The 20061-nt window shown below is 38.8% G+C and carries 13 protein-coding genes and 1 riboswitch; of the genes, 5 read left to right on the forward strand and 8 right to left on the reverse strand.

What is annotated here, in order from left to right:
* Nucleotides 1-540: 540 nt before the first annotated feature.
* Nucleotides 541-2751, reverse strand: a complete 2211-nt coding sequence (locus AW17_RS19520; RefSeq protein WP_029279201.1) for an alpha-galactosidase — start codon at nt 2749-2751, stop codon at nt 541-543.
* Nucleotides 2752-3258: 507 nt separating this feature from the next.
* Between AW17_RS19520 and AW17_RS19525 the strand changes: the two genes are divergently transcribed.
* Nucleotides 3259-3459 (forward strand): hypothetical protein, encoded by a 201-nt coding sequence (locus AW17_RS19525; protein ID WP_036670470.1) that lies wholly within the window; start codon nt 3259-3261, stop codon nt 3457-3459.
* Between the two features lie 134 nt (nt 3460-3593).
* Here the strand turns inward: AW17_RS19525 and AW17_RS19530 are convergent, their stop codons facing one another.
* Nucleotides 3594-5030, reverse strand: a complete 1437-nt coding sequence (locus tag AW17_RS19530) for a SusD/RagB family nutrient-binding outer membrane lipoprotein (RefSeq protein WP_029279203.1) — start codon at nt 5028-5030, stop codon at nt 3594-3596.
* Nucleotides 5031-5040: 10 nt separating this feature from the next.
* Entirely contained in the window at nt 5041-8208 is a 3168-nt protein-coding gene (locus tag AW17_RS19535; protein WP_029279205.1) for a SusC/RagA family TonB-linked outer membrane protein, read from the reverse strand.
* Nucleotides 8209-8535: 327 nt separating this feature from the next.
* Nucleotides 8536-8643: riboswitch (SAM riboswitch) on the reverse strand.
* Between the two features lie 137 nt (nt 8644-8780).
* Here AW17_RS19535 and AW17_RS19540 point away from each other — a divergent pair.
* Nucleotides 8781-10052, forward strand: a complete 1272-nt coding sequence (locus AW17_RS19540) for a peroxiredoxin family protein (protein ID WP_051691983.1) — start codon at nt 8781-8783, stop codon at nt 10050-10052.
* Nucleotides 10053-10898: 846 nt separating this feature from the next.
* Here AW17_RS19540 and AW17_RS23810 read toward each other — a convergent pair.
* Nucleotides 10899-12329 carry an anthrone oxygenase family protein gene (locus AW17_RS23810; RefSeq protein ID WP_083488783.1) on the reverse strand — a complete coding sequence of 477 codons (1431 nt, stop codon included), beginning with the start codon at nt 12327-12329 and terminating at the stop codon, nt 10899-10901.
* A gap of 643 nt (nt 12330-12972) precedes the next feature.
* On the opposite strand from AW17_RS23810, the gene AW17_RS19550 reads away from it, so the two are divergent.
* Complete coding sequence (locus AW17_RS19550; RefSeq protein ID WP_029279211.1) at nt 12973-13698, forward strand: LytR/AlgR family response regulator transcription factor; 726 nt, start codon at nt 12973-12975, stop codon at nt 13696-13698.
* Nucleotides 13699-13895: 197 nt separating this feature from the next.
* Here AW17_RS19550 and AW17_RS19555 read toward each other — a convergent pair whose 3' ends face one another.
* Nucleotides 13896-14075 carry a histone H1 gene (locus AW17_RS19555; RefSeq protein WP_029279213.1) on the reverse strand — a complete coding sequence of 60 codons (180 nt, stop codon included), beginning with the start codon at nt 14073-14075 and terminating at the stop codon, nt 13896-13898.
* A gap of 444 nt (nt 14076-14519) precedes the next feature.
* Between AW17_RS19555 and map the strand changes: the two genes are divergently transcribed.
* A complete protein-coding gene (gene map / locus AW17_RS19560; RefSeq protein ID WP_029279215.1) occupies nt 14520-15320 on the forward strand; it encodes a type I methionyl aminopeptidase in 801 nt (266 codons plus the stop codon).
* Nucleotides 15321-15394: 74 nt separating this feature from the next.
* Here map and AW17_RS19565 read toward each other — a convergent pair whose 3' ends face one another.
* Entirely contained in the window at nt 15395-16399 is a 1005-nt protein-coding gene (locus tag AW17_RS19565) for a 2-hydroxyacid dehydrogenase (protein ID WP_029279217.1), read from the reverse strand.
* A 64-nt stretch (nt 16400-16463) separates the two neighbouring features.
* Entirely contained in the window at nt 16464-19217 is a 2754-nt protein-coding gene (locus AW17_RS19570; protein WP_029279219.1) for a glycoside hydrolase family 2 protein, read from the reverse strand.
* Nucleotides 19218-19490: 273 nt separating this feature from the next.
* Between AW17_RS19570 and AW17_RS19575 the strand changes: the two genes are divergently transcribed.
* A complete protein-coding gene (locus AW17_RS19575) occupies nt 19491-19682 on the forward strand; it encodes an RNA-binding protein (protein WP_029279221.1) in 192 nt (63 codons plus the stop codon).
* Nucleotides 19683-19730: 48 nt separating this feature from the next.
* Here AW17_RS19575 and AW17_RS24310 read toward each other — a convergent pair whose 3' ends face one another.
* Complete coding sequence (locus tag AW17_RS24310; RefSeq protein WP_157280371.1) at nt 19731-19883, reverse strand: hypothetical protein; 153 nt, start codon at nt 19881-19883, stop codon at nt 19731-19733.
* Nucleotides 19884-20061 lie beyond the last annotated feature (178 nt).

The raw sequence follows: 20061 nt of genomic DNA on the forward strand, positions 1-20061 counted from the left end.
GAGCGGAGTCGAAGGGCCTATGGTGTATAGTGAAAATGTTCAAGATTTTGGCGGCAAATTACCTAACGCAGGTGGTTCGTGAGGACACGAACCACGGAATCAGCATTCAATCTATTCCCCTCTGTGTGTCACCTGAGCGGAGTCGAAGGGCCTATGGTGTATAGTGAAAATGTTCAAGATTTTGGCGGCAAATTACCTAACGCAGGTGGTTCGTGAGGACACGAACCACGGAATCAGCATTCAATCTATTCCCCTCAGTGTGTCACCTGAGCGGAGTCGAAGGATGTATATCGTGAATTAAAGGATTCTTCATTACATTCAGAATGACAATTGCAGGAGTTGAATTAAGGATAATTGTTTGGTGGGCCACCAATACATGGAATGCGGATTAGGCATCCTTTTGTTATCTTACCTCGCGAAGAATCGTCATTGCGAGGAAGAACGACGAAGTAATCTTACGATTGTATTAATCTTTTAGATTGCTTCGTCGGCTGAAAAAGCCTTCTCGCAATGACGGACTATATTTAAAGACGAATCATATTATTTTGCTTCTTCCAGTTTTAATACCACACTGGTTCTGGTAGTATTAAGAATAGGATTAAAGCCCACTTTCATCAAGAAATCGCCAGTATAGGTTTTAGCAGCATCTATTGATGATTTTGTACCTGGATAAAGGTTAATTTCTTTAATGTGGTATTTCTTTGTTGCATCTAAACCATTCAACTTAATCGGATACTTACTGTTTTCACCATAACGGAAGTTTACCAGGTAATTGAAAATAACACCCTCGGTTTTTTGCGCATTCACATACAACATGGATGCTATGCTACCGGTACGTGGATTAGCCAAACGGTATTGTTCACCTTGCCAGATCGTTTGTTTTACATCGTTATAGTTTTTAATCGCCTCCTGACAGAACTGAAGCTCTTTTTCAGGTAATTTACTCACTACAATATCGAAACCCAACTTACCCATCATGGCTACATCGGTACGGAATTTTATTGGCTGTTTTCCCCAATCGGTTACATGGTTGGAACTACTAATGGCGGGATAAAAATAAGAGTATTCCCATTGCATAAATACGCGCTCTAATGGGTCGGTATTATCACTTGGCCAAAACTCTGTAAAATACTGTAAGGCAGCGTAATCTACCCTACCACCTCCCCCAGAACATAACATCATCGGCACCGTTGGATATTTAGCACGGATTCTTTGCAATACACTATACAAACCCCTTACATAATCGATGTAAAAATGTGATTGATTTTTTAAATGCGCGGAGTATGCATTATAAATTACGGCATTACAATCCCATTTAATGTAAGCCAGTTTAGGATTTTTGGTAAACAGACCATCTACCACACCGAAAACAAAATCCTGTACTTTTGGGTTACTCAGATCGAGTTCTAATTGGTTTCTAAAATAGTATTCAGGTCTGTTCGGCTGTTTTACCACCCAATCTGGATGTTTTTCATAAAGTTCGCTTTTAGGGTTAACCATTTCGGGTTCTATCCAAATTCCGAATCTGGTTCCTACATTATCGGCCTCTTTTACCAAAGATGCTATTCCGTTTGGCAATTTCTTCTTGTTCTCCTGCCAATCGCCAAGCCCGGCATGATCATCGTTACGTGGATATTTGTTCCCGAACCAACCATCATCAAGCAAAAAGAAATCGACACCCAGTTTTTTGGTATCTTTTAACAAATCGGCCAATTTTTGTTCATTAAAATCGAAATAAGTAGCTTCCCAGTTATTCAAAAGGGTTAACCTACTGCCCTTTCCATCTAATATTTTATAATTACGTGCCCAATCTTGCAATTTCCTACTGGCATCGCCTTTTCCCTGATCAGAAAAAGTGTACAAAAAAGCAGGGGTTGTAAAAACTTCACCTGGTTTTAAGCTGTATGGCGAAGCATAATTGTTCATTCCGGCAATAATGCGGAGGTTATCCTGGTAATCAAGTTCAAGATCGATCTTAAAGTTACCGCTCCATTCCATGGCTCCATACAAAACATTGCCTTCATTTTCTTCAGCAGGCTTATCTAACGAAATCATAAAAACAGAAGGTTGAAACAAATTTGCCCTTGTGCCCAGTTTGCTATCCAAAGTTTTAATACCATGGGTAATTTCACTTTGCTCTGGCTGCATTTCTTTGGCCCAATCGCCATGGTACTGGTTTAACCAAAAACGCGGTGATTTTAAATGCAGATTGGCCGAGGCGTATTTATGCAATACCACTGTACCCTTCTCACTGTGTTTAATCTCCGTCCATTGTTCTATTACATCTTGTTTATAAAAAGACTTATAAAACATGGTGACTTCGAAATTGTAAACCGGGTCTTTCAACCTGATTTTAAGTAGACTCACATTATCATCAATAGCCGTTACGGTATGGTCAACGTATTTCAGATCGAGTGAGTTATTGCCATCGGCATGGGTAACGCTAATAGCTGGTTCTACCAGGTTTCTCGATCCTGAAGGCGTATACACCGAATTTAGCTGACCTGTATAATCTTCAGTCTGTTTATATTGCGCGGTAACTTGGGCGTATTCTTCCTTATTGGCCAGTTTTTTTCCAAAAAATATAGTGTTTACATCTTTTTTTGCATTGGCTTGCAACACCAGAGCATTATGTGCAGTTTCGATGGGTATAATACTCTGGGCCTTAATACTTCCAACGGAAAAAAGTGAAACTGCAAGGCCTAATGCCCCTTGTTTGATGTAACCGGTAATTTGATCTGACTTGTTCATTTGTGTTTTCAATGTTAATCGGGTGAAGGTAGAGTATCTCCCCTAACAATCAGTTTATGGTTTAGCCCATTGATGATTCCCTGTGCGAGTTGTTCGATTTAGTTTAAGGTAATTTTGCTCGAAATATAAAAATTTAATAGTGATAATCTGTAAAATTTTTATCGCCATACCAGATGTTTATCGATGGCATTTAAGAAAATTCATCATGGCGAGGCAAGCCGGCCACGCAATTACTTGCTTAAAAAGCAATCATTTGGAACTGAGAAACGAGCTAAATTCTTTTTTTAATATGAGACCAGCTGTTATTATCCGGCATTATTAACTTTAGTAATTGTAATGAATAAATAGCGCGTTACATGTAATATCCTGCAGTACATCGACAAAATAATGTTAAATGAGCGGAATAAAAATGCGCCATGCAACAACAATATGTAACAACCGGTATAGGAAATTGTCTAAAACTTTTAACGGTCTTAAAATGTTTAATTAAGAAAAAAAAGAAAGAACATGGGAATTTTAAAAACAGCAATTATTGGCGCCGCAGTTTATGCCGGTGTAAAATATATCACGAAGAAAGATCCAATTACCGGACAATCGATAGTTGATGAGCTATTGGATAAGGCTCCAGGATGGGTAGATAAAGCAAAAGGATATACCGAAGATCTGAAAAACAGGGCAAGTAATGCTGCCGAAGATTTAGCCAGATGAATACCTGGAAGAAAGCAGGAACTCCAACACACGAGATACCTCTTTCTTTAAAATTTCAAACAAAAACGTCCCGATTTAAACCGGGACGTTTTTGGTATAAGCGTCAGATGGTAACATCTGACGACACGATTGGATTAAAAAGCATCAAACCAAAGTTTGGTGGTTAATAAATCTGCACCCTGGCTGCTCACCGCATTTTTATAATTCTGTCCGTTTAACGATTGTTCAGAACCTGGATAAATAAAACGTACCGGAATTTTGCCATTCAACACCGTATTAACAGATGCAGTTAATTGCGGATAATCTAACCTTCTCTGCTCTGTCCAGGCTTCTAACCCCTGACCAAATAAAGCAATCCATTTTTGTTCACCGATTGATTTTTTATAATTACCTGCATCATATTGTACTGAAGCCTGATTAATATAATTATCAACAACACTTCCACCTACACTGTATTGATCAAATGATGCCCTGATGGCCTGTTTATACAGATCAGCTGCATTTTCGGCAGTAAAACCTCTTGCAGCGGCTTCTGCCCTATCAAAAAGCAGTTCGGCATAGCTAAAAATCACAGCAGGTGCTTTTGGTGCTAAAAAATAAGTTCCTGGTCTGGAAGAATTTGCCAAACCTATTGCACTGGCTTCTGAATTTGTTGAGCCATTCGGAATGCCTACATACGTTTGAGGTGTAGCATTATCAGTTTTGCTTGCATAAACTGGTAACCTAGGATCATTTAGTGCAAAAAGTTTATCCACGATGGTTTTGCTGATCCGGTAATCATTCCTGGTTTCGAATGAGGCTGCTACCGGATTTTGCTGAGGTGAATCGCTGTAGAACAGTTGTGCATTCTCCGATTTGCTATTAATATAAGTACCACCTTCTGCAAGTATTTCATCAATTACCTGTTTAGCTTTAGCTGGCTCTTTATCTGCAATGCGTAATGCGATGCGAAGGCGTAAAGAATTGGCAAACTTTTTCCATAAAGCAATATTGCCGCTATAAATCACATCTCCACCTATAACTTTTCCTGAAGCTGGATCTAAAGCTGCCTGTGCGGTCTTTAAATCATTAAGAATACCATAGTAAACATCCTTTTGTTTATCGTAAACCGGTGTAACAAACTGTTTGATTTTCCCAGCCTGTGCGTACGGTATATCCCCATAAGCATCGGTAAGTAACAAAAACACCCACGATCTCAGTATCAGGGCTACACCTTTATAATTTGGATTGCTCTGTGCATCGCCCAATTCGATAATTTTATTAAAGCCAGCAATACTTTGCGCATAACCAGTAGACCATAAAGAAGTAAAACTACTGTTAGAAAAGATATAACGATCTTCTTCGGTATATTGAACTTTAGCCCAGTGTTGTGCAAAGAGCAGACTCGAGTTCATGTTATTGGTTACCCCCCAATACGTATCAGCTGTAGTTTTAGTGGTACCAGTAAGTAAATAATCGGGTTGTGGAATTTCCGGAGCATTCGGATTAATATTTACCTCATCAAGCTCTTTATTACAAGATGAAAATGCAATTGCCAGAATAGCCAGTATATATAGTTTTTTATTTTTCATGATGGTAAGATTAAAATTTAACATTCAGGTTTATACCGTAACTGCGTGTGCTTGGATTAGAAAGACTTTCTAAACCCTGACCGTTACCCGTATTAAAAGCTACTTCCGGATCGATATCTACTGTGTTGCGGTGGATAATCCAAAGATTGCGTCCCACAAGCGATACTGAAACGCCCTGTAAACTTAATGGGCGGAGCCATTTTGATGGCAGGTTATAACTTAATTTAACCTCACGGAGTTTTACATATGAAGCATCGAATATATTTGCTTCATCAATGTTTCTGAACGATTTATAATATTGTTGCGCAGGCAATACTTTTTCATTGCGTTTACCATCGGCAGTTACGCCATCAAAAACAATCCCATCATCATAAACCGTTACACCTGCCGGAGTGGTTCCGTTTACCCTTACGGTGCCATTTTCCTTTTTATTATCCGGATAATAATATGAGATTCCGCCATATTCTGTTGCTCTTCCAGGAAGTGTAGAAGCCAATACTCCTGTATACGTGCCTGTTGCATAGGTACCATTGTAGATAGAACCACCAATACTCGCATCAACCAATACACCTAAACTTATGCCTTTATACGTGAAGGTATTGTACACCCCACCAATCCAATCTGGTGTATATTTTCCCAATACCTGTTTGGTTGGATTTGTAGTTGGCGCACCTGTAGCGTTTACAATGATATTTCCATTGCCATCTCTTAAAAAGGCGGTTCCGAACAATGATCCATAAGGTTGTCCAACGGTAGCAATAACCTGTGCTGAGTTGGTAGCCACAATATAATTCGTCAATAATTTTTCAGCATCAAGTTCAATTACCCTACTTCTATTAGCAGCAAAATTGAAATCAATATCCCAGGTAAACTGTTTTTTAATTGGTGTAATACCCAACTGTGCTTCTATACCTTTGTTGTTTATTTTTCCGGCATTAAGCAGTTTTGAACTAAATCCGGTACTTTGACTTACATCGGCAGCCAAAATCTGATTGTAACTATTGGTGTTATATGCACTTAAATCGAAACGTAACCTTTTGTTAAAGAAAACAGCCTCAACACCCAGTTCTGTTGAAGTGGTAGTTTCTGGTTTAAGGTTAGGATTAAGGTCGATATTACTTGTGGTAAGTTGAGGGTTTGCGTTAAACGGCGCACTAAATGCATAAGTATTGATCAAGCGATAAGGATCTGCATCTTTACCTACTTTAGACCAGCCTCCACGTATTTTTAAGTAGTTAAGCGCTTCACTTTTAATGTCAAATGCTTCTGTTGCTACAAAACTTCCGTTAAATGATGGGTAAAAATACGATCTGTTTTGCGCTGGTAAGGTAGATGACCAATCGTTACGGGCCGTGATGTTGGCAAAAAGGTAATTCCTGAAACCAATCTGTCCAGAGGCATAAACACTGTAAGATTTTAACCGCGATAAATTATTTGATGAAATTAAAGGGTCGCGCGAATTCTTAAGGGTATACAGTCCTGCAATGGCCAATTTAGGTGCACTTTGATCGTTCTGCTCGATATATTGCCTGCGGATGTTCCCACCACCTAACAATTCAAGACTAAAATCGTCATTCAATTGTTTGTTAAAGTTTAATGTCGCATCTGTATTATTTTCACTTACTGTAAAGGCACTCTCAGTATAAGAGCCGAAAGGCGTTCCATTGGTACCATATGCAATCCTAACTTTGCGCCTATCATTATAATAATCCGTTCCTGATCTGAAATTGAAATCAAGCCCATCAATAATCTTATAATTCAGCGCTAAACTTCCAATAATCCGGCTACGGTTTTGCGATACGGTATTTTCGTAAGCTACCCAATAAGGATTGCTGTAATAGCTATTGTTCCAGTTAAACGTTTTTCCATTTTCATCCAAATAATCTTTCAATTGGTTGATATCAACCTGACGGCCGAACCAGGTAAACTGCAACATGGTACTGGTAGATCTCGAACCACCCGTTCCAGGTAAATTATCAGAATTAAGTTTGCTGTAGTTTGCATTTGCGGTTAAACTTAATTTGGGTGTTACTTTTACTGTAGTATTCAATACAAATGAATTTTTGCCCTGTCCGGAGTTTGGTACTATACCTACCTGTTTTAGGTTATTATATGAAATCCGGTAATCATACTTTTCACCTGCATCTGCAACAGATACCCCATTATTTAATGAATATCCCGTTTGAAAGAAATCACGTACATTATCAGGATGCGCTACAAATGGAACGGCTACTCCCTTCGAATAAAATTGTGGAATTAATCTGCCATCCAATTTTGGTCCCCAGCTTTCATCTACTCCATCGTTAATGCCTTTACCTGCACCATCTACATAACTAAATTTGCCCTCCGATCCCTGACCGAAAGCATTTTGATACACGGGTAGCGTAAGCAAGGTTTCTAAAACCGCGTTTGAATTGATGGCAATGCCTAATCCTTTTTTCGATTTACCTGTTTTGGTTTTAATGAGAATGACACCTGCCGCAGCCCTCGAACCGTATAATGCAGCGGCATTTGGTCCTTTTAACACACTCATCGATTCTATATCTTCTGGATTAATGTCTGAAATGGTATTGGCATAATCTCTTGCCCCAGCCGAATTTAACTGAGAATTATCTACCGGAATCCCATCAACCACAAATAATGGCTGGTTATTTCCGGCAATAGATGTTTCTCCCCTGATGACCACACGCGAGGAACCCATGCTCCCCTGACTATTAGTTACCCTTACACCTGCTATTTTTCCGGCCAGAGCATTTACCAGGTTGGATTCTTTAGCTTCGGCCAAATCCTGTCCTTTTAATTCCTGAACAGCATAACCAAGCGATTTCTTCTGCCTCGAAATACCCAATGCAGTAACCACTACCTCATCAAGCGCATTATCACTAGACTGAAGAATGATCGAAATGGGGCCGGCATTTTTCTTGATCTGTATTTCCTGGCTCTTAAAACCGATATAGGAAAATACCAATGTACCCTTATCTGGTGCATGAATAGAAAAAGCTCCTTTTGCATCAGAAATGGTGGCTTGTTTGGTTTCTTTTATTAAAATGGAAACACCAGGGAGTGTTTCACCATCTGCCGACTTTACCGTTCCGGTAATCGTTACATCCTGAGCGAAAAGCTTTTGCGCCAGCAAGAACAGCAGGATAAACGTTATTGATTTTAAATTTTTAAACATATTGTGTAGTTAATAATTAGTTAAAAGGGATAATATTTTTGGGCAAAACAATTCCACCACGTCTAAAACCGTGTTTGTTTTTAAAGAGAATAAAGGAATGGTAAGCCTAAAAAAGCCTGTTAAAATGGAGCAATTTTAACAGGCTCCACGCATTCGGAAGCATGCGTTAAGGTTTACATTAATAGATTTCAGCTCGTCTGTCTTTTTCATTTGAATGATTTTATTTAATGCATAATTTAATTTCAAGAACGCATTCAGGGCAAAAAAAAAGCACCCCTTAAATCAGAAGTGCTCCATATAGTTCTTATAAGGATAACGCAAACAACTGACTTAACTACCCCAGATTCATCCGGGATGGAATTAGCACCATTTCTAAAAATTTAGATGGTTGCTAAGGCTTCACAGGGCCATTCCCTCCGCCTTTCTTGATAAGTATTTTAAAATAACTGGGGCAAAGGTATAATTAATTCCATTTATCCTATAGTTTTTATAGATTTTTGTTGAAAAATTTTTTCTTTGCCAATTACATCCATATCTTTGTCTACTAATTTAGTCGACAAATACACATCCCAATGAAACTAAAATCCCTTTTAACAGCCGTATTGGCCATATCAATAACTTTCACCTATGCTCAGGACCATATTGCATCAACAAATAATCAAGCCGCAAAACTTAAAGAGAAAAAACAAAATGTTTTTGTTGCCCTCGGCAGCTGGCGTGGAATAGCTAAGGTTAAGGAAGGATTAGAAATCCCCTTTAACTTCGAAATCAGCGAAAAAAGCGGTCAGCAGAAATTATATTTCCGCAATGCTGAAGAAAGTTTCGAAGGTGGCCTTGTAAAACAAACAGCCGATTCGCTTTTCGTAAAACTGGATCAATTTGATAACGAACTCGCATTTGCGATAGATGGTGATCAATTAACAGGCACATTAAGGAAACAGGATAAAGCCGGCAAACCTTTAACCATTGTTGCTGAACGAAAAAATTACCGTTTTAAAACAACAGATAAACCTGCAACGGCGGACTATTCTGGCAGTTATGATGTAGTTTTTAAATCGCCAAATGGTAAGGAAGAGAAAACAGTAGGTTTATTTAAGCAAACTGGTAACAAACTTACTGGCACTTTTCTACGTGTAACAGGCGATTCACGTTATCTGGAAGGTGTAGTAGAAGGAAATGAATTTCAACTTTCCAGCTTTATTGGCTCCTCTCCTTCCTATTACAGAGGAACTTTTCAGCCAGATGGCTCCCTAACTGGCGAAATTTTAGGCGCAAGGGGAAGCCAGCCTTTTACCGGAATTAAAAATAAAGATGCTGCCCTGCCCGATCCTTACAAACTTACCTACCTGAAAAAAGGCTACAAAACGCTTGATTTTAGCTTCCCCGACGTAAACGGCAAAAAGATTTCGTTAAAGGATGAAAAATATAAAAACAAGGTGGTGATTTTAACCATAACCGGAAGCTGGTGCCCAAATTGTGTTGACGAAGCTACTTTTATAGCGCCCTGGTATAAAGAAAACAAGAAACGTGGTGTAGAAATTATTGCTTTGCATTATGAACGCTCAACCGAACCTGAATATGCAAAAAAGGTGATGACGCGTTTCCGCGAACGTTTTGGGATTGATTACGACCAGGTTATTGCAGGCACTGCCGATAAACAGGTGGTATCAGAATCATTACCTGCCCTCGATTCTTTTTTATCATTCCCAACCACGATCATTATTAATAAACAAGGAAATGTTGCGCAGATCCATACGGGTTTTAATGGCCCCGCAACCGGTAAATTTTATGATGAATTTGTGAAAGAATTTAATACAGAGATTGATACCTTGCTGAAGAAATAGACTCATCGTTTCATTCCTTAGTTGTCATTCTGAACGCAGTGAAGAATCTTCCTCAGTGGTCGGTGAGACACCACCTACTAGAAAGAATAATAATGCATAACATATCGTTTTTTGGAAAGCAGGTGCAGCGCTCTTCGGTTTGTGCAGTCCTTCTTTCCGCTTCTATCTTTTTGTGAATTAATTGCATAAACGATTATAGTCTTGCAACAAAAAGGATAGCCGCTACAATAAGGTTTATTTTACCAGGGGCTGTGTAGTAAACAAAGCCTAAAGCAAGCTTACCAAAATTAATTCATCACAGGGCCGGAGTGTTTAGATAAATTCAGGTAATTACGTATGCATCAGCTTCCTTGCAGAAAAAAGTGCTTAGCCCCGGGCGTAGCGGCATCCCCGAAGCGCAGCGGAGGGATACAGCAAAGCACGGGAACAAACTTTAATAGTAGCACAGGCAAACCGCTCCAAAGAATTATGCATAACGTACCGTTTTTTAGAAAGCAGGCGCAGCGCTCTTCGGTTTAGGCAGTCCTTATCGGTCGGTGTCTCACCGACCGAAATATATTTGGTAGTAAATCCTAAGTAGTGGTCGGTGAGACACCGACCACTAGAAAAACGCAGTAGTTGTCAGTCTGAGCGTAGTCGAAGACTTGTTGAGATTAATAAATCGCAAATAAATGCCCTTCGACTACGCTCAGTGTGACATCCATAGTTGTCATTCTGAACGCAGTGAAGAATCTTTTTAAGATAGATTTATTCCAATAGAGAAGTTTTGGTCCGACTCTCTTTAGCCTGAGATTCTTCACTGCGTTCAGAATGACATTTATTTTTAGACAAGATTAGGAAGATACTTTATTGAATAGTCTTCAAAACAAACTTAACAATTGTTTTCTTAGGTACCACAACAGTAGTAGTTCTGCTAAACCTGGCGATGTTAATCCCATAAAAATTACCCTTCCAATCGAAAACAGGAGAACCGCAGGCACTGGCTTTAACGGCTGCATCGTGCGTAAAAACAGCATTAAAACCATCTCTTCGCTCCGACTTTCCACCTTCAAATTTCTCTGCCGGGTGATTAAATACCGACTGACCCCGCCCCTCTAGTTTTAATGTTTTACTCATCTTACCTGAAGCATTTTCCCATTCAAAAGAAACTTCATCATCTACCCAATATTTCATTATTTCTGGGGCAAATTCACTTGCTTTTTTTATCAGTTTACCATTCATGCTGATCAGTTCATCGCCAACTTTTATGCCTGCTTTTTCTGCCGGACTGCCTTCTTTGATTAACGAAAACTGAACGGGGCTGGAATTATAAACCACCATTGCGCCTAAATAAGGTTGACTGTTAATTTTCGGCAAATTAAATGGCGTGCTGCCCAAAACACTGCGCATCACTTTACCAGCGGGATCAATGCTATAAAGAAATTTCCCCATCTCTATTCTAACGCTATCGCTATCAGAAACATTTAAATCAATCCCACTGGTTATCCGTTGGTCAAGTTCAAATAAAACCAGGTCGTTCTCCTGATCTTTTCCTATTAACTTAATTGGCACCGCAACTCCATTAATATCACCTTTGGCTTGTTCGCCAACCATAGTGTTTTTACTAAGTAGAAGTTGTTTTTTAGCTCCATTTGCTGTGTTAACATTCAATAAAGTGGCATAAATATCCTGGTTTTTTCCTTTTATCATACTTTTGATGGAAAAGCAGCTATTTTTAAGTCTTGGCATATCAAAATCAGGGTGTAAAGCCTTTTGTTTGCTTTCTTTCTGTAATAACAAAGACAAGGGATCTATTTTCACACTATCCCTCTTTTCAGGGAAAACGGTATAACAGATAAATGAGGCAATGGTTCTGATCCGATGGAATAAATTCCAGCTGGGCTCAAATTTTTCTCGCAATGCAGATAGTTCTGTTGCACCAAGTTTACTAAGGTCTGCCTGATCCAATAGGTCATTCAGCGGTACATTACCTATTATGGTAACCAGAAAAACACCGCCAAAATATAATAATGTTGCTGCTAAAAGGAGGTAAAATACAATAGCTTGTTCTCTAAAAAACCAAACACTTATGGGTAATATGACTAGCGTACCCATAAAAGAAATAAAAAACAACGGATTTAAAATAGCCCAGTTGATTGATTGCATAGCTTGTAAAAAAGAAGCATCAGAAAGACGTGCAAGGCCCGGAATAACCGAACAGGAGTACGCATAAAAAAGACCACCAATAAGTGCAGTGGAAACTGTACTCAACAAAAGAACCAAGGTTTTGAAATTCATAAACAATTGCTTTAAATATATCCTTACCCTAAGGAGTATGACGAATTTAAGCAAAAACGTTAGCTGAAAAAAAATAATTCCTATCTAAAAAAGAGCGCTAATTTAGATAGGAAAGAGAGATAATCTAGATATGAAAAGTTAATAGGTAGATGTTAAATAAAAAAAATTAATGTTTATTGCGCCCAAACAAAACGCCGTCTAGATCAAAATTTCTACATTTTCATTGATGGTAAACGAAGATCGTATTCTGTCCTTATTTTCAGCACTAGGTTACATAGATCGGTCTGTTTTCGTTACAGATCGGCGCAAGTGTTATTCAAAGTCCATATTTAGAACTACAATATTAGTAGCTTGGCATCCTACCTGCCCTTGTTCTAAATTAAATCGAACTTTGGTTCCTATAACTAAAGAACGACGATAAATTCCTATCAATTTCTGGTCATCTGCATAAACCATCGGGTGCAATAAATCCGAAACCTCGTATCGGATTATACCATTTAATTACTCCTGTATACATCATAAAGCACTTATTTTACCTTAAATTAGCCAATAGAAAGAAAATTTACTGCAAAACAGGATAAAGCGTTCTATTTTCGGTATGAAAAGGCGTAATTTCGTTATGTATACAAAGGAAAATTAACAAATGATTAAGTGTATAGCCATTGATGACCAACAAAACTCAATTTTGGGGCTTGAAAAATATATAGCAGATACTCCGAATATGAAGCTTCTGGCGAGTTACACCGATCCGGTGGTGGCTTTGAACGAGCTTAAAAAGATTGACCAGGTAGATGTGATATTTATGGACATTCAAATGCCACAGATTTCGGGCATCGAACTTTCTAAAGCTATCCGCGCCAAAACCAGGAAACTGATATTTACCACCTCTCATGAAGAATATGCCTTTGAAGCATTCGAAGCAGAAGCAGATGCATATTTACTTAAACCTTATGGCTATGCTAAATTTGCCTTAACGGTAAACCGTGTTTTTGAGGAAGAAATAGAAAATATAGGGCAGGAAACTTATTTTTTGGTCAAAAATAAATCAGAAGACCACAAAGCGGTTTTAGTGCGCTATGCAGATATAATTGCTTTTGAAAGTTTCCACAACTATATCAAAATACATACAAAAGAGAAGATAATTATTGCTTATTTAAGTTTGAAAGATGTTAAAGAACAACTGAACCTTAAAAAGGGCTTCATCCAGCTGCATAGGGGATATATTATTTCCATCAATCATATTTTACATGTTGAGGGAACAAGAGTAACACTTTCTAACCATACCAGCTTTACTGTTGGCGACCTTTACTACAATGATTTCCGTGATTTCTTCACCGATAAACTTATTACCAGTAAACGGAATAAATAACTATTAAGGATAATAAAAGGCAATGGCCTAGACTAGCATATAAAAATAAAGAGGCTATATCATAAATATAGAATGTCATCCTGAACTCGTCGAAGGACTTGTTTAAATGCCTCGCAAAGCGTTTCGACAAGCTCAACGTGACAAGTTCGAATGGAATCACAACTAATGATACAGCCTTTTTTTAAAGCGAAAACAAATTATTTAGCGCTATTTTTTTTATCAGTTACTTCAGCTCTAATTTCTTGGGCTAAAACTTTTAGGTCTTGCATTGCTTTACGTACACGCGTACCTGCTGCTGCATTACCACCATCATAAAATTTAGTTGCGTCTGCTTCGACAGAAGAGATTAGATCTTGCACTTTTTTAAATTTGTCCATAATTTTTCATTTATCGGGATGGTAAACATCCATTAATTAAATATATTCCTTTCCGCTCACAATAAACGGGCCGAAAAACTATTGTTTTTTATAAATTAAACAAATGTTTATGTCAGATCATTATTGCGGAATTGTATAAAAGCAATGGCAACAGCAACAGTATTAGCCTATTTTTAGCCAAAACATTTCATTCTTAGCATTTTGTACATCAAACATTTACAATAACATAATTTACAATGAAGGTAACTTAATTTAACAATTATGTTTTACCTTGGTTGGAAATATGCAATCTTTAAACCTGCTCGTTGGTATTAGTAGAATCAGAAAAGTTTTAACACTCGATTACCGGTTGTGCTCTTAATTTAGCTATGAACAATCATTCAGTCCTTCCATCATAATGCTTCGTCTTTTTTCCTTTCCGCTTCTTTTGCTAAATTTGCGGCAATGATTTTATATAAAACCAACGAAGAAGTAGAACTGATGCAGATCAGTGCCCTACTGGTGAGCGATACCCTTGCAGAAGTAGCTAAAATATTAAAGCCAGGCATTACAACTCTTGAAATTGATAGAATAGCCAACGAATTTATACTTGATAATGGCGCCGTACCTTCCTTTTACAACTATAATGGTTTTCCTTTCCATATTATTACCTCGGTAAACGATGTGGTTGTACATGGCTTTCCGACTAAAGATGAGCTGAAAGATGGCGATATTATCTCAGTAGATGTAGGTACCATAAAAAACGGTTTTCATGGCGATCATGCATATACCTTTATCGTCGGCGAAGTATCGCCAGCAGTACTAAACCTGGTAAAAACAACTAAAGAATCGCTTTTTCTTGGAATTAAAGAAGCTGTTGTGGGCAAACGCATTGGCGATATTGGTGCAGCTATCCAAAGCCATAACGAAAAGCAGGGCTATGGCGTAGTAAGAGATCTGGTAGGCCATGGCTTAGGGAAAGATATGCATGAAGATCCACAGGTACCGAATTATGGCCGTAAAGGCAACGGTTTACTCTTAAGAGAAAACCTGGTACTGGCCATTGAACCTATGATAAATATGGGCAAAAAAGACGTTTTCCTAGATGATGACGGCTGGACGATCAGAACTGCTGATGGAAGTCCATCTGTGCATTTTGAACATGATGTGTGCATTAAAAAGGGCGAAGCGCTTATTCTTTCTAATTATGCCCCTATCGAGGCCGCAGAAAGGCAGAACAACAACCTTAATACTTCTTATTATTAAATAGCAATACAACGGACGCATGGAGATTTTGGAGAGATCAGCTTAGCAAAAACTCCATGCAACCGTCTACCCTGTTAGACCAATATTGCATCTGAAACTATCTCCCCAGCATTATCGTCTAACAATATTTTAACTATTTTTAGGGTAGACTCCGCAATTTCTGTTAAGGCCTCTTGCGTAAAAAAAGCCTGATGCCCGGTAAGCAAAACATTCGGAAAACTAATTAGCCGCTGAATATCATCATCACCAATAATACTTGCTGAAAGATCTTTAAAAAAGAGTTGTTCTTCCTGCTCGTATACATCAATTCCCAGCGCCGCAAGTTGGCCTGTTTTTAGTGCTTCAATCACCTCTCGTGTATTAATCAACCCGCCTCTGCTTGTATTGATTAGCGTAACACCTTTTTTCATCGTCGATAAGCTATTTGATCCAATTAGATAATGGTTTTCCGGTGTGAGCGGGCAATGCAACGAAACAATATCGGCATCTTTTATTACTTCATGAAAAGGCAAATATTTTACTCCTGCACTTTGCAATGATTTATTCACAAAAGGATCAGAAGCCAGTACAGCACAGCCAAAACCAAGCATAATTTTACAGAAAGCAGCGCCAATTTTCCCTGTGCCGATTACGCCTACTGTTTTGCCAAAAAGATTGAAACCCATTAAACCTGAAAGCGAAAAATTCTGTTCGCGTACGCGGTTATAGGCCTTATGGGTTTTACGGTTTAACGTAAGCAGCATGGCCACAGCATGTTCTGCAACGGCCTGTGGCGAATAAGCCGGAACGCGGCAAACACGGATCCCGTATTGTTTGGCAGCGCTCAGATCTACATTATTAAAGCCTGCACAACGCAAAGCAATAATTTTCACCCCTTTTTGTGCCAGTATAGCGATAACATCAGCCGTTAGTTTATCGTTCACAAATACACAAACAGCATCGGTACCTGCTTTTATCGCATCGGCAATATGAGGCCCCAGATGAGTTTCCCAAAATTCTAATTCAAAATCGTAATGTTTATTACAGCTTTCAAAAAATTCACGGTCGTAAGGCTTCGCAGAAAAAAACACAATCTTCATATCGTTAAAAATACGGATTAAATAGGATTTTGCCGTGCTGTTTTAACCTAAGGGATTAAAATGCTTATTTTCCAAAATCAAATAATAGCGTCCCCTTAAAAGTTTTTCCGTCTGTTTTGTTTTTCTGGCTTTGAGGTCCCAATAATAAAGCCGACTGAAACTTGGTCCCGATAGCACTTATCCCTTTTAAGAAACCGATACTCCCTTCTGGGAAGGCCGGCTCTACATTGTTGTTGCTTAATGCCACAGCTTCACGGGCAGGCCTTAACATTTGCAGATAAGTATCCTGATCGGGTATATAAACCGTAAATGGGGCTTCCTTATTTTCTACAGCCACCCAGTTCACTTCGGCATGATAACCTTTAAATTCAGGGTAGCCCCAGGTTTCGCCAGTGATCGAATTATTGTAATCCTTATGCCAAACCCCAAACTGCTGACCTTTTAACCTGTTTTTCCAAACGCGGTACGGGCCACGGCCAAGGTATTTCATTCCGGTAATTTTATCTTCAGGATAATTAAAGCTAATACCCATAAAATCAGCATCACCCTGCTGATTAAATTGATATTCGAGTTTTACCAGCTTTCCGGTTTCAAATATCCACTTCGCATGCAAATTACCAGCACCCTGATAATCAGACTCAACGATATACTTTGCGCCTTCTGCTTTATGATTAAAACTTTTCAATTCGGTATTTACACCAGCCAACACCGGACCTTTTGACAAAGAAATAATGGTATTCCCCTTAACAACTTTCTCCAGATAACCCGTTGCCTTTTCAAAATAGTAGCTCATACCATCCTGTTTAATCAGGAGCGACTGGTTAGTTTCTTCGGCTCTTACTCCTGAATTGGACAGCGTAGTTTCTTGCTTCTCTGTAATCAAGCGGGCAGTTTTTATCGGCCAGCTCCAGGTAAATATTTCCTTCTTATCAGCCCCATAAGCGCTTAAATATAAGGCATCACTTTGTGCCCACGATTTTGGCAAATCCAGATCAAGCGTACCTTTTGCACCGGGCTTAAGCTTAGAAGCCGTTGCTCCACTGGCATTTACAATAGCTTTTGTTCCTGCAGCGTTAGCCGATGGGAAACTAAGCAATTTCCATTTAAAAGTACATTGATCAAGATTGGTAAAATTGAAACGGTTCTCGATCGCGATTTTACCATTAAAATCACTGTCAATTTTAGCCAGATCGACAAAAACCGGAGACCATATCTCCTTTATGGTGTAAAAACTGGCTTCCTTTTCGCGATGTGGGCCAACAATTCCGTCAGGTGCGTGGTTTCCATCACCGTCATAAATACCATTTTTATCTGTACGGATCACGTTTTCATCCACCAAAGCCCAAATAAAACCACCGGCACCATGCGGGTGAATCAGCATTTGATTCCAGAAATCATCTAAAGCCGCACCAGCACCACCATCATAAAGTGCATGCATAAATTCAGTCGGAAAGAAAACCTCCTGTCCTGAAGTAGCAGCCTTAACCATATAATTATAATCTGGGTAATGTTTGGTATCGGTTCCGTTAAATTTCTCCCATGGATGAATTACGGTACGTTTCTGGGGATCGTATAGGGCATAATCATTATCAAGATCGGTATTAAACCCTCCCTCGTTGCCATTGGCCCAAAAAACAATGGATGGATGGTTAACATCCCTGATTACAAGTTCTTTTACGAGCCTGTGCCCAACTGTGTTATCGTATTTTGCCTGCCAGCCCGTTAATTCATTAATCACATACAGTCCTAACGAGTCGCAAATATCTAAAAATTCTTCGTCGGGTGGATAATGCGACATGCGAACGGCGTTCATATTCATTTCTTTCATTAACCTCACATCCATTAAATGTACTTCGCGACTTAATGTGCGTCCACTTTCGGGCCAAAAACTGTGACGATTAACACCTTTTAAAACCATTTTCGAACCATTAACATAAAAACCATCGCCATTACGCAGTTCAAGCGTACGAAAACCGAACTTTTGTTTTACCTGATGAATAATTTTCTGTTTATTTTTGATCCGCACCACCACCTGATATAAATTAGGGAATTCGCTACTCCATAATAAAGGGTTTGAGAAAGTGGCTTTCAGGGTCTTCATACCATTCTCCGAATTCGCTTTTACAGCAAATGCTTTCCCCACATTTTCGCCAGTTAGTTTTTTCACCTGGGCTTCAAAAATATCATCTGCAGCCAAATTTTGACCATAAACATCAAGCTGAAAGGTTCCATCGGCCTTAGCATTAACCGCAACTCTTTCTATAAATTTGTTTGGTACAGTTTCCAGGTAAACCGGTCGGAAAATGCCACCAAAAATCCAAAAATCGCTTGTTCTTTCTGCTTTATTAATCGACGCATTTGCCGATACTTTATCAACCGTAACTTCCAATAGGTTCTGCTGTCCGGGTTTTAACAGTGTGGTAATATCATATTTAAACCGATAAAATCCGCCCTGGTGCAGGTCTCCGGCCAGCTTTCCGTTAATACTAACCTTAGTATCGGTCATAGCGCCTTCAAAAACCAGGAATACTTTTTTCCCTGTTATTTTACCCACCGGAAACTCATAACGATAAATGCCCTGTTCGCTGGCTTTAACTTTATCATGCCCATAGTTGTAAGTTCCAAAGCCCTGTAATTCCCAGTTAGATGGTACAGGTATTTTAGTCCATATGCCACTTTTACGACCGGCGGTACAATAAAAATCCCATTGTTTAGTATGGTCTTTATCTGTTCCTGAAAGATATGTTTTAGTAGTTTCCTGCGAAAAGCCCGCGAAAGAAATCAATAGCAACAATAAAGATATTAATCTTTTGATCATGATATATTTGGTATAAGCATTAAAATAGCGTCAGCTTTCAACCAAAAATAATGGTTTTGGATTTATTAAACCGAACGTTTACAAGATAATGGAATTTGTGCTTAGATGAGACTGGATAACCAGCATTTTACATCTTTTCATTATCTTAATTTTAAGGTAAGCTAGATAACCATTAAAATTTTATAATTTTAACTAAGAAAGTAAGCTACGCCAACTCAATACCGAAATAAAATTACGGAGTTCGGAAACAAACTCAGGCCTGTAAAAACTAAAATGGAAACAACAAATTTAAAAGATGGCGACTACTGCGTTGTGGTTAAAGGAACGCATATCGGTAAGTCTGGCAAGGTAAGCGATATAAACACGAGTAAAACAGGCCACATTACCATTACTGTAGAACAAGACAATGCCGTGAGGTTTAAAACCCTTGGCCGGAATGTGGTACTGAAGGCACATACAAAATAAAATACCTGATGAGTGGTAGCTCAATCTTAAATACCATCTCCTACCAACTTACGTCTGCCATTCGGCCTGATACCCAAGAGGAAGGCAGCAAAAAACCATCACATCAATAGCTAAAATAGCCAAAATCAGTAACATGTTGATTACGCTGAACAGGGTTAACGCGCTGCTCCGTACTTTTATGCCACACACAAATAAATTCATGAGGGTTTTTACTAACCTGAGTTCGATAATTATTTGCTGAAAATTATATCTTATTTACGCCTAATCCCGCTTTATCGTCCTGCTGAATTTATTTCAGCATCTTTTTAGCGTGAAAGACCCTGAAATAAATTCAGGGTGACGACCGTCTTAACAGAAAACTTGATTAAAACGCCACAAA

It is taken from the genome of Pedobacter borealis DSM 19626 (assembly GCF_000708285.2).
GTDB classification, from domain to species: domain Bacteria; phylum Bacteroidota; class Bacteroidia; order Sphingobacteriales; family Sphingobacteriaceae; genus Pedobacter; species Pedobacter borealis.